The sequence below is a fragment of the Streptomyces sp. NPDC006529 genome, assembly GCF_040611795.1.
Lineage (GTDB): Bacteria > Actinomycetota > Actinomycetes > Streptomycetales > Streptomycetaceae > Streptomyces.
This window is the reverse complement of sequence record NZ_JBEXPB010000003.1, coordinates 61152-73191: the sequence shown is the minus strand read 5'-3', so window position 1 is coordinate 73191 and position 12040 is coordinate 61152. Positions and strand designations below refer to the sequence as shown.

Annotated in this window: 10 protein-coding genes and 1 pseudogene; 4 read left to right on the top strand and 7 right to left on the bottom strand. The window is 69.9% G+C overall.

Annotated features, from left to right (window positions below):
• Positions 1-3: 3 nt before the first annotated feature.
• A complete protein-coding gene (locus ABZY31_RS04005; RefSeq protein WP_356404545.1) occupies positions 4-189 on the bottom strand; it encodes a DUF3311 domain-containing protein in 186 nt (61 codons plus the stop codon).
• A gap of 65 nt (positions 190-254) precedes the next feature.
• The gene (locus ABZY31_RS04000) at positions 255-1112 is read right to left on the bottom strand and encodes a class E sortase (RefSeq protein ID WP_356404543.1); all 858 of its coding nucleotides are present in this window, start codon (positions 1110-1112) and stop codon (positions 255-257) included.
• Between the two features lie 56 nt (positions 1113-1168).
• On the opposite strand from ABZY31_RS04000, the gene ABZY31_RS03995 reads away from it, so the two are divergent.
• Entirely contained in the window at positions 1169-2173 is a 1005-nt protein-coding gene (locus tag ABZY31_RS03995) for a hypothetical protein (RefSeq protein WP_356404541.1), read from the top strand.
• Between the two features lie 129 nt (positions 2174-2302).
• Entirely contained in the window at positions 2303-5446 is a 3144-nt protein-coding gene (locus tag ABZY31_RS03990) for a DUF3427 domain-containing protein (protein ID WP_356404539.1), read from the top strand.
• 10 nt (positions 5447-5456) lie between these two features.
• Here ABZY31_RS03990 and ABZY31_RS03985 read toward each other — a convergent pair whose 3' ends face one another.
• The gene (locus ABZY31_RS03985; protein ID WP_356404537.1) at positions 5457-6527 is read right to left on the bottom strand and encodes a hypothetical protein; all 1071 of its coding nucleotides are present in this window, start codon (positions 6525-6527) and stop codon (positions 5457-5459) included.
• 305 nt (positions 6528-6832) lie between these two features.
• Positions 6833-7390 carry a GNAT family N-acetyltransferase gene (locus ABZY31_RS03980; protein WP_356404535.1) on the bottom strand — a complete coding sequence of 186 codons (558 nt, stop codon included), beginning with the start codon at positions 7388-7390 and terminating at the stop codon, positions 6833-6835.
• Positions 7391-7618: 228 nt separating this feature from the next.
• Here ABZY31_RS03980 and ABZY31_RS03975 point away from each other — a divergent pair, with 228 nt between their 5' ends.
• Positions 7619-7783, top strand: a complete 165-nt coding sequence (locus ABZY31_RS03975; RefSeq protein ID WP_356404533.1) for a hypothetical protein — start codon at positions 7619-7621, stop codon at positions 7781-7783.
• Positions 7784-7959: 176 nt separating this feature from the next.
• A complete protein-coding gene (locus tag ABZY31_RS03970) occupies positions 7960-8262 on the top strand; it encodes a hypothetical protein (protein WP_356404532.1) in 303 nt (100 codons plus the stop codon).
• A gap of 270 nt (positions 8263-8532) precedes the next feature.
• Here the strand turns inward: ABZY31_RS03970 and ABZY31_RS03965 are convergent.
• From ABZY31_RS03965 to ABZY31_RS03955, 3 genes and pseudogenes are all read right to left on the bottom strand, one after another.
• Positions 8533-9801 (bottom strand): annotated as a pseudogene (locus ABZY31_RS03965) (DUF445 domain-containing protein); the annotation flags it as partial.
• Between the two features lie 316 nt (positions 9802-10117).
• Complete coding sequence (locus ABZY31_RS03960) at positions 10118-10810, bottom strand: DUF1707 domain-containing protein (protein WP_356404530.1); 693 nt, start codon at positions 10808-10810, stop codon at positions 10118-10120.
• Between the two features lie 169 nt (positions 10811-10979).
• Positions 10980-11972: an ATP-binding cassette domain-containing protein gene (locus tag ABZY31_RS03955; protein ID WP_356404854.1), complete on the bottom strand. Its 993-nt coding sequence runs from the start codon at positions 11970-11972 to the stop codon at positions 10980-10982.
• Between the last annotated feature and the right edge of the window lie 68 nt (positions 11973-12040).

Here is a 12040-nt window from a genome sequence, read left to right as displayed (position 1 = left end):
GGCTCACCGGTGATCACCGCGCCAGGCCAGCCAGACGGCGAGCGGCGTGACCAGGGTCGCCCCGACGCACCACACGAGGAGGAACGGCACCCGCCCGAAGGCGAGCGGTTCCACCCGGTTCACCAGGGGCAGCACACCGAGGAAGAGCACGAAGGGCGCGGCGAGCCACACCAGCTGAGGACGTTTCACCCGTTTCGGACACACGGCCCCACGGTAGACGCACCCTCCCCACCCTTACCCCGGCGCCTCTCCCCTCACCCCTTCAACTTCCCCCACACCACGAGCCGGTACGTGGAGGTGTACTCGGGGGTGCAGGTCGTCAGCGTGAGGTACGCCCCGGCCTCGGCGTACCCGTAGGAGGGGTGGACCGCGCTCCGCGGCACCGGGGCGATCACCCCCGCGTCCCGCGCGGTCGTCTCCGCGAGCACCTGGTCCACGACGTACGTGTACCGCGCACCCCGCGCCTCGACCTGGATCTCGTCCCCGGCCCGCAGGCGGTTGACGTACCGGAAGGGTTCCCCGTGCGTGTTGCGGTGCCCCGCGAGGGCGAAGTTCCCCCGCTCCCCGGGCTGCGCGGTCCCCGGGTAGTGCCCCGCGTACCCCTTGTCGAGGACCGCCGCCTTGGACACCCCCTGCGCGACCGGCACAACCAGCCCCAGCCGCGGGACGCGCAGCACGGCGTACGCCTGGGACGCGGCCGGCGGCGTCCCCCGGCCGGGCCGCCCCGCGGCGGGCGGCGCCGCGCTCCCGGCGCCCGCGCCGGAGGAAGCGGACGCGGAGGGCGCCTCCGGGGGCGGGCCGTCCGCATCCGCCCCGGGTCCGGCGCCCTCGCCCGCCGCGGTCGGGCCAGGTGCGTCAGACGCGTCGGACGCGTCAGGGACCGCCGGATCGTCCACCGGTCCGCCCCACTCCCGCTCCAGCGCCCGCACCTGCTCCCGCGCCCCGGCCACGGCCTCCCGGTTCGTCCACCACACCAGGTGCACCACCAGCAGCAACAGCACCACGCCCACGGTGACCGCCAGCTCGGCGCAGCTCCACAGCACCCGCGCGGTCCCCCCGCGCCGCGCCCGCCGACCGCTCCCCTGCACCACGACAGGTATGTGATCCCGCACGGCCCGCACCTTAAGTCCTGCCCCACCAACTGACCAGCGGCAGTACGGTGTGAACCATGCGCCCCGACACGCCTGCCGAGCACATCGCCGAAGCCGAGCGCCTCATCCGCACGGCGAACCGCTATCCCGAGGACCAGGAGCCGCTGCTCCTGCAAGCCGCGGCCCACCTCGAACTGGCCGACGTACGCGACAGGGCGAGCGCGCTCTACGACCAACTCCTCTCCGGCACCCCGGCCGACATCCACCTGATCAAGGCGCTCCAGGCCGCGAACCTGTGGGAGTACGGGCACGAGGCCGAGGCCCGTGCCCTGATCTCCGGCATCCGCACGGCGGCGCCGGACGACCCGGCGCCCTGGGAAGTCATCGCCGAGACCCTGGAGAACCACGACGAACTCGACGCCGCCCACGAGTGCTTCACCCAGGCCGCCCACCTGCTCATCACGGACGAAGAACCCCTCACCGCCTCCACGACGGCGCTCCTCACGGGCCGCCACCGCGTCCGCCGCCTCCTCGGGCTCGCCCACGACGACTGGGACATGGTCGCCGACACCCGCCACACGGGCCCCATCCCGCTCGACGAACTCCACGACCCCAAGCGCATCTGGGCCCTGGGCTCCGACGACCCGGCGGAGCTGCGCGCCGAGATCGCCCGCCTGCGCGCCGAACTCGGCGACCGCCGCGCCGCGCTCTCCCGCCCCTTCCCGGTGGCCCTGCTGCACTGGCCCCTCGACGAACTGACCGAACTCCTCGCGTCCTACCCGACCCTGGCCTCGGAGTACCCCTCGCACGCCGCGCACCTGACGGACATCGAGGCCTCCCTGCGCGCCCTGGCCGCCTCGGGCACCACGAACCTCGGCATCGTCACCGCGAGCGTCCCCTCGTACGAGGCCTTCGCCGCCTCCGAGAAGACCTCCCCGGCCTCCCCGAGCCTCCTGGCCGAATACGCCACCACCCTCGCCGCCCGCGGCAAAGCCACCCCCTGGCCCCCCTCCCCCACCACCCCCTGCTGGTGCGCCTCCACCAAGCCCTACGCCACCTGCCACGGCGCCCCGCTCGGCTGACGAGATCGAGCCATTCTTCGCCTGTTTCTCAGCAAGTGGGTTTCGAACTGGCATGCATTCCGACGGTTTTCACGCCTGTGGTTGATAGAACCAGGGCAGCATTCACTCTGCCGTCGAGGAGACTCCGTCATGTCTGGTTCGTTCCCGAGCCCCCGGAGGCCGGCCACCGGCCTCCACGAGACCCTCATCACGACGGGCCTCGAGACTCAGTTGGCGGAGATCATTGCCGCTGGACGAGTCGTCATACGCAAATCCATCAGCGACGACTCGTCCGCGCAGGTCCTTACACGTCATGTGGCCGACGCAATCGCTCGGGCGCTAGAACAATTGGAACCTAGCGAGCAAGTCAAGGCTGCCAACGAGCTACTCAGACATCTCGGCAACCTGACTGGGTCCAATGATCTAGCGAGCGTCATCGCAGCAGGGCCGTCCCAACTACTTGCTGTCGCGGAAGAGGGAGCGGCCGATCCCTACAGAGTGCGGCCCACCACTCCGCTCTCCGAATCCGCGTTGATCACCAACGCGCCCGAAGAACCCAACCTTGGGACTGAGCTGCGAGCCGAGCTGGCTACGGCGGACCACATCGACCTCTTGTGCGCCTTCGTCAAGTGGACCGGCCTGCGAGTGTTGGACCAGCAGCTCAGAGCAGCGGCTGATCGTGGAGTTCCCATACGGGTCATCACGACGACATATATCGGCGCTACCGAGCGCGGCGCCCTGGATCGACTCGTCCGCGACTTCAATGCTGAAGTAAAGGTTAATTACGAAGTTCGCTCGACCCGCCTCCACGCAAAAGCTTGGCTCTTCAGGCGACGAAGCGACTTCAATACCGCTTACGTCGGAAGTTCCAATCTTTCCAGAGCGGCGCTTCTCGATGGCCTGGAATGGAACGTCCGCCTGTCTTCTGTCTCTACCCCTGCACCCATGCAGAAATTCGAATCCACCTTCGAGTCCTACTGGGCTCACCACGCCTTCGAGCCCTACGACCCCGACCGCGACGGCGACCGGCTGGACAAGGCGCTACAGGCGGCCCGAGGTATCGACTCCGGAAATCGACAGGCCGCCTACAACATCAGCCATGCAGGCGAGATTGATCCCCATCCGTACCAGCGTGACATGCTGGACCGCTTGGAAGCCGAGCGAATCCTCCATGACCGGCATCAGAACTTGCTCGTCGCCGCGACCGGGACAGGGAAGACCGTCATGGCGGCCTTGGACTTCAAGCAGCTTCGAAAAAGACTTGGCCACAACCTACGCCTGCTATTCGTCGCCCACCGCAGGGAAATCCTCGATCAATCACGGCGAACATATCGCCGCATTTTGAACGATGGGGCATTCGGCGAGCTGTTTATTGGCGGAGAAAGTTCGATCGAACGGCGACACGTCTTCGCGAGTGTGCAATCCCTGCATACTCGCACACTGGATAAAATTTCACCTACCTATTTCGATGTGATCGTCATCGACGAATTCCATCACGGAACGTCGGACACCTATCGAAAAATTCTTGACCACTTTGAACCCACAGAGTTCCTCGGCCTCACTGCCACCCCGGAACGCGCGGACGGGCTCGTCATCCAGGATGAATTCTTCGACGGCAAAATTTCCGCCGAGATGAGACTGTGGGAAGCCCTGGAGAACGACCTCCTGAGCCCCTTTCATTACTTCGGGATCACGGACGAGACGGACATGAGAGCCATCGCGTGGAAGCGAGGCGGATACGACGTGTCGGCGTTGAGTGAGCTCTTTACCGATAATGAGAAGCGGGCCGAACTGGTCCGCAACGCTCTCCAAGACAAGCACAGCAATCCCGACGAGATGCGCGCCTTGGGCTTTTGCGTCTCCGTGAAACATGCTCACTTCATGGCGGATTTCTTCGTGCGTTCCGGATATCGAGCAGTGGCTCTATCAGGCAACACCCCGGAACCAGAGCGCCGCACAGCGCTGGAGGACCTGAGAGAAGGTCGCCTACACGTGATTTTCTCAGTGGACCTGCTGAACGAAGGACTCGACATCCCTGATGTGGACACACTGCTACTCCTTCGACCCACGTCAAGCGCTACGGTGTTTCTCCAACAACTCGGCCGGGGTCTACGGCGCAGCGCGAGCAAACCCGTCCTGACGGTTCTCGACTTCATCGGGCAACACCGGAAAGAATTCCGATTCGAGGAACAGTTCCGCGCCCTTACCAACCTAACCGGAAAACGCCTCCTCACTTCCATCAGAGATGATTTTCCACTTCTTCCTTCAGGGTGCGAAATCATCCTTGAGCCGAAGTCCAAAGAGTTGATCATCGGTAATATTCAAGAGCAACTGAAAGCCAACGTCACCAAACTCGCCAAAGAAGTCGCTACCTACGGAACGCGCAACCTTGCCGAATATCTCAAGGAAAGCGGTCGCGACATTCAGGACGTTTATCGCGGAGGCAAAGGGTCTTGGACATATCTACTCCATCAGGCGAAACTGATCACCAGTCCTGCACACCTCGACGAGGCAGAACTACTGAAGCGTGTCCCAGCTTTTCTCCACGTTGACGATCCGAAACGATTCCGCGCGTACACCGACCTACTCTCGGACGACGCACCGCTCTATGAGCAACTCGACACTGAACAACAGGCTTTCGCCCGGATGTTCTTCTTCTCTTTGTGGCCCCTAGGTGGCACGTTCACCACCTACCAAGACGGCCTGAACGCCATCCGGGCACACCGGGACTTCCGTGACGAGCTGAGGCAGGTACTCGCCTACACGTTCCAACAGGCGGACCACCTGCCCATCCATATGACCGGACATCCCTCCGATTTCCCTCTTACCATTCATTCTTCCTACAGTCGCGAGGAAATACTCCCGGCTCTAGGAATTTCAAAGCTTGATGGCTTCCTTCCCGGACATTTCCAGGAAGGAGCCAGGTGGTGCCCTGAAATAAACTCAGATGCCCTCTTCGTTACGCTCGACAAACAAGAGAAGGATTTCTCTCCTCAGACACGATTCAAGGATTACGCGATGAGCGAATCGACGTTCCACTGGGAATCTCAAAACAGGACGTCTGAAACCTCTGCCACGGGTATGCGGTACCAGAGCCACAAGAACCGCGGTTCGCACGTGCTTCTCTTCGTTCGCCGCTACAAGACGAACGACATCGGTCGGCCGTACCCTTCGATCTTCCTGGGCCCCGCCGACTACATCCGGCACGAGGGCAGTGGCCCCATGGCCATCGAGTGGCGTCTCCACCACCCCTTGCCAGCCGACGTGTGGTCGTATTCCACACCCGCCGGCTAGGTCCGCTGGCTCACCCGGGTGGGAACAGGTCGAGCTGCTGATGGCCGCGGGCCGTGGCTGTGGGTGGGGTGTGGCGGGGGGTGGTGAGGGACAGGAGGGTGCGCAGGGCTTCGGTGACTTCCGTGGGGGTGTCGCGGATCATCGACGGGGTCGCGCTGACCACCAGGACGCCGTGGGCCTCCAGGCGCAGGCGGCGGCGCAGGGTGGCGTGCCAGGAGGCGCGCGTGTAGTGGTACTCCGCCGAGTCGATCTCCAGGGCCACGCCCTCGTCCGGCCAGTACGCGTCCGGGCTCGCCAGGAAGGCGCCGTCGCGGGTGTACAGGCGGGCGTTCCACAGCGGGGTCGGCAGGTCCGTGGCCGTCAGGGTGTCGCGGGCCCGGGCCTCGGCGATCGAGCGGACCCCGGCCACCAGTTCGGCGGCCGCGCCGCGGACCGCGGGGCGGCCCAGGGTGCGGGAGGCGCGGAGTTCGCCGTGCAGGTCGTGCGGGTGGCACCAGCCGGCCTGGACCACGTTCGCCAGGACGGAGCGGACCAAGCCCGGGTCATCGGCTCGCGCCGCGAAGTCGGCGGCCGCGCGCACGGGGCGGGTGCTCGGGATGCCGGAGACGGTGATCGTCGCGGGCCAGCGGGAAGTGGTCAGGGTCCGTACCCCGGGGGCGGGCGTGACCGCACGCGGGGCCCGGACCAGGACGTCGAGGGGGGTCGCCGGGGCGTCCCGTACGCCGATCAGCGCGAGGGCGGCTCCGCCGGTGAGGGCGGCCGCCGTCCCGCCGAGCGGGTCGTCCCCGGCGGGCGGGGCGGCGTACAGGACGGCGGAGAGGGCGCGTTGGCGGCTGTCGGGCGGTCCGGTCTGGAGGAGGTAGACCCGCGGCAGCAGCCGCTGCCAGGGCCCGCCGGGGCGGGTGCGCCCGGCGATGGTGGCCGGCGGGATCCGGGCGGCCTTGAGCTGGTGGTAGGTCGCCAGGTTCGACTGGCGGCGCGCGAGCGACGCGAGGGACTCACCCTGCGGGCCGGCGGGGGCAGTGTGGGTGGTGTGGGTGGCGGGGGTCGTCCGCGCGGTCGCGGTGGGTTCGGTGATCATGCCCCCGATATGCCCGTCGGGGCTGCCTCGAAGCGTCGGCCTCCGGGGGGCCGGGCCGCTGTGGGAGCGGGCGCACGGGTGGCTCAGCGGCCACGGCCGGGCGGCTGCCGAGGACACCGAAGCCATCAGCGGTCCCGGCCGTGCGGGCGGGAATCCGGACGTCGGGGCGGGCGGTCGTCAAGGCGTGGCACTTAAACCGCCGGCGTAGCCGGGGATCAGGGCTACGCCGTGGCCGACGGGAGCGGTCGGCCGCCGAGGCGGCCACCTCGGCCCCTCCGGCCGGGGCGGTCGGCGCGCCGGTCGGGTCAGGCCGCCGCCGAGGCCGTCGTGGCTTCCGGGTGGTCCGGGGAGAGGAAGACGATCACGGCGTTCTCGGTGCCCGGGAGGGGGGTCACCTCGTGCCAGCCGAGGCGGCGGTAGGTGGCGACGGTGTCCGTGGCGGCGCGGGCGGTGAGGAGCCAGGCGCGGCGGTCGGGGGCGTCGGCGGTGATCTCGGCCAGCAGGGCGCGGCCGGTGCCCTGGCCGCGGGCGTGGCGGCGTACGGCGAGTTCGTCCACCTCCAGCGCGTCGACCAGGAGCCGCCGGACGCGGGGGCGGCCGAGCTGGGCCGTGACCTGGGCGTAGCCGCGGTCGGCGGGGAAGGGGGCGCGGGTCAGCCAGGCGGTGGCGAAGCCGTCGATGCCGGTTGCGGTCTGGGCGAAGGCGGTACGGAAGCCGCGTCGGCGGGTATCGGACTGCAGGCGGGCCGCGAACTGACGAATGGTTTCTTCGCCTTCGTTCCACGGGGGGCCCGAGAAGACATCGGCGTAGGTGTCGACCAGTTCGTCCGTCAGGTCGAGGACGGCCGGTCCGTAGCAGATCACGGTTGTCCGCTCCTGGGGTGGGTTGGGTGGTTTCTCTCCTGCGGAGAGCGAATCTACGCCCCCGCGGTTGCCTGGTGTGGCGCATGCCTCGATCGGGAGGTTCCCGGCGGATCCCGGCGATCCCGGCAGATCCGCGGTCGTGCCGTGTCAGGGGCGGGGGCGCGGGCGTTGTCACGGTGGTGGCGCCCGTGCCGTTGGCCCGCTTCGTCGAGGGAGGTACGGACGGTCGTGGACGGATTCCTGCGCGGGCTCGGCGTGTGTGCGGTGGCGTTCTTCCTGGTCCTGGGGGTGGTGGCCATGCTGCCGCCGGGCGTGCCGCACGGCGTCGTCGGCGGGGCCGTGCTGCTCGGCGGGGCCTTGGGGGCTCGCCGGGTCGTACGGCGGTCGCGCTAGCCGTACGTGCGCCCCCGCGGCCGCGCCGTTTCGCGCCCCCGCTCCGGCGCCCGTGCCGCGTCGGCCCCTCACGCCGTCCCGACCGCGCGCCGCGTTAGCCTCGTGTGAGTCGCGGCGGGGAGTGGACGCCGCGCGGAGCAGCAGCGTAGGGCGTTCGAACGGCGGAGGGAATGGACATGGCAGCACCGGTACCGACCTCGGTGGTGGCCGCGGCAGGATTGGTCGGCGGCTACGCCGTCGCGCGGTGGACGCGCAAGCGCCCGCTCGGCGGCGTCGTCCTCGGTACGGCCGGACTCGTCGCGGGGCGCGAATGGCACCGGCGGGCGGGCGCCCCCGCGGCGGCCGGGCTCGGCGCGCTGTACGTGGCCGGCTTCGCCGGATCGCACCCGCTGGCCAAGAAGATCGGCGCCTGGCCCGCGGTCTTCGGTGTGGCCGGGGTCGTGGCCGCCGCCTCCTGGGCCGTCGCCGACCGGGCGTAAGCCGACGCTCCGGCCCCGCGAACCGAGGCCCTAGGCCGGGGCGCCCACGCCCAAGGCGCCGCGGGCCCCGGGGCCCCGCCCCACCCCCGGGCCGGGACAAAAGCGAGACCTGAGCCGAGACCAGAACCTGGCCAAGGCCGGGCGACGACCGCGGCCCCACAGCCAAGAGCGGAACCCGGGCCCGGGTGCCGGGGCCAAGGCCGGGACCGGGGCCAGGGCCAAGCCCGGGGCCAGGGCCAAGCCCGGAGCCGGGGCCAGGAGCCAGCCCCCCTACCCCCCCAACGCCCGGCTCACCGTATAGATCAGCAGCCCGGCCAGTGCCCCCACCACCGTGCCGTTGATCCGGATGAACTGCAGGTCGCGGCCGATGTGGGCCTCGATCTTGCGCGAGGTGTGCTCCGCGTCCCAGCCCGCCACCGTGTCCGTGATCAGCGAGGTGATCTCGGTCCGGTAGGTGGTCACGACGTACACCACCGCGCCCTCGATCCAGCCCTCCACCTTCGCCTGCAGGCGGCCGTCCGTGGCCAGTCGCGAGCCGAGGGCTAGCAGGGACGCCCGTACGCGCAGGCGCAGTTCGCTCTGCTCGTCCTCCGCTGCCGACAGGATCATCGTGCGCACGGCCGACCACGCCGACGCGATGATGTCCTGGAGCTCGCCGCGCGCCAGGACCTCGGACTTGAGCCGTTCGACCCGGGCGCGGGTGTCCGTGTCCGACTGGAGATCGGCCGCGAAGTCGCTCAGGAACCGGTCCACCGCCCCGCGCGCCGGGTGCTCCGGCATGTCCCGCATCTCCGTGACGAACCGCAGCAGCTCCTTGTACACGCGGTCGCCGATCTTGCGGTCCACGAACCGCGGGGTCCAGCCGGGGGCCCCGCCCTGGACCGCGTCCATCACCGACTCGCCGTGCGTGACCAGCCAATCGTGTGCCTTGACGCACACCAGGTCCACGGCGCGCCGGTGGCCGCCGTCCGCGACGATCCGCTCCAGCGTCTTGCCGATGCCCGGCGCGATCTCCGCGTTCTCCGCGCGCCGCGTGATGGCCTCGCCGACGACGGCCTGGACGTCGGAGTCGCGCAGCACGGTCAGCGCGCCCCGCAGCGCGGCCGCCAGCTCGTCGGTGACCCGGTCGGCGTGCGCGGGCTCGGCCAGCCAGGAGCCGAGCCGGCCGCCGATGCCGAGCGCGTGCAGCCGCGCGCGGACGACCTCGGAGGACAGGAAGTTCTCGCCGACGAACTCGCCGAGGGAGATGCCTAGCTGGTCCTTCTTGGTCGGGATGATCGCGGTGTGCGGGATCGGCAGGCCGAGGGGGCGCCGGAAGAGCGCCGTCACCGCGAACCAGTCCGCGAGCGCGCCGACCATGCCCGCCTCGGCCGCGGCCGCGACGTAGCCCGCCCAGCCGCCGTCCCCGCCGCCGCCCGCGTGCTGGGCCCACTTGGCGAGGACGTAGACCAGCGCGACCAGGACCAGCAGGCCGGTCGCCGTCGCCTTCATCCGGCGGACGCCGCGCTGCCGCTCCTCGTCCGCCGCGTTGAACACGAACTGGCCGGGGGCACCGGGGGCCGCGGGCGCGCCGGGAGCCGGAAGACCCCCTTGCCCTCCGAGCGGCGATGTCCACGACCCTGCCGGCGGCGGCGGCCGTCCGTTGCTCGTCCCTGTGTCGTTCACGGGTTCCTGCCTTCCCCCGGGGGCGCCGGTGTGTCTGCATAGCATCCGACTCCCGGGGCGGCCGCGGAGTTCCCGCCACCACCCGGCGTGTCCCCGGCACCACCCACCGCACCAGCCCCGCTACGGCCGACTGCAGCCGCACCCACAGCCACGACCACACCCACACCCACAGCTACAGGCGCACCTACAGCTACAGCTCCTTGCGCCGCGCCCGGCCCCCGCGACCCGGGATCTTGCGCGCCTTCTGCTTGACCTCGACCCCGCCCCAGAAGGCGAGACCGTTCACGACCACCCGCGGAGCGCCCGGTTCCGCCGGAACGGCCATGTCCCGGTGGTCGAAGGCACCCATCACCCCGATGCCCCGTACGTCGACCTCCACGCCCGGCGGCACGACGATCTCGATCCCGCCCATGATCGCGACGCAGTCGATCACCACCTCGCGCTCCTCGAAGCGCGCCTCGCGCAGGTCGATCTCGCCCCCGCCCCAGAACGCCACCGCCGTGAAGCGCGCGGGCACCGTCCACGCCCCCTTGCGCTGGAAGGCGGACATGATCGCCACGCCCCACGACGACGTGCCGCGCCCGCCGATCCGCGCCGGCCAGGACTCCCCAGCGGAAGCCCCCCGCTCCGACGACGGCACCGGCTGCTTGCTGAACGACACCGGCCCGCCCGGGACCTGCCCCGGCGCCGGCAGATCGATGGTCAGCGGCTCCAGTTCGGCGTACGTGCGCGACCGGTAGGCCGCCTCCAGCCGCTCCTCGAACTCCTCCATGTCGAGCCGTCCCTCGGCGACGGCGTCGCGCAACCGCTCCACCACCCGCTCGCGGTCGGCGTCGGACGCCCTCAGCTCCGGCAACGGCTTCTGCGGCCGCTCGTCACTCATACGGCACAGCCTATGCAGACGACCGCCCGAACCGTAGGGGCGACCCCAACCACCGCACTCTCACGGCCCGTTACCACCGCACCCCCATGGCCCGTTAACGCCACCCCCACCCCGCGTCACCACCCCCGGCGCCCGCTCCCACCCTCCCCGCAACGCCCCCTGCTCCCGCCTACTCCCGCCCCGCGTACATCCGCGCGATCACGTCCTCGATGTCCGGCTCCCGCACCGATAGGTCCACCAGCGGGTACCGCGCCGCCACCGCCGCCACCAGCGGCGCCGCCGACGCCTCCGCCGGGAAGGCCAGCCACTGCCGCGGCCCCTCCACCTTCACCACCCGCGCACCCGCCACCGTGATCGGCGGCAGGTCCCGCTCCAGGTCCACCACCAGCGTCCGCTCGCCGCGTCCCGCGGACCCGGCGGCGTGCAGCCCGGCGAGCGCGCCGTCGTACATCAACCGTCCGTGGTCGATCACCATCACCCGCTCGCACAGCTGCTCGATGTCCTGGAGGTCGTGCGTGGTCAGCAGGACCGTGGTGCCCTGCCGCCCGTTCAGCTCCCGCAGGAACCCGCGCACCTTCGCCTTGCTCACCACGTCGAGCCCGATCGTCGGCTCGTCCAGGTACAGCACCTCCGGATCGTGCAGCAGCGCCGCCGCGATGTCCCCGCGCATCCGCTGCCCGAGCGACAGCTGACGCACCGGTACGTCGAGCAGCGCGCCCAGGTCCAGCTGCTCCACGCAGCGCTCCAGGTTCCGGCGGAACCGGTCCGCCGGGATCCGGTACATCCGCCGCATCAACCCGTACGAATCCTTCAGCGGCAGGTCCCACCACAAGGTGGTGCGCTGGCCGAACACGACCCCGATCCGGTGCGCCAGCCGCGTCCGCTCGCGCGCCGGGTCGATGCCCGCGACCCGCAGCCGCCCGCCGGTCGGCGTCAGGATGCCGGTCAGCATCTTGATGGTGGTGGACTTCCCCGCGCCATTGGGTCCGATGTAGCCGACCATCTCACCCCGCGCGACCGCGAAACTGATCCCGTCCACCGCCTTGACCTGCACCTTCTCCCGGCGCAGCAGCCCGGTCCTGCGCCGGACGCCGAACACCTTCCGTACGTCCGCCAGCTCGATCAGCGGCTCCCGCACCCGGCCCCCCGCTCCCTCGTCCACGCCCTCGTCCACGCCCACCGCCGCACCTCTTCCCGTATCCGTGTCGATGTCCCCACCTGTAGCGCTGT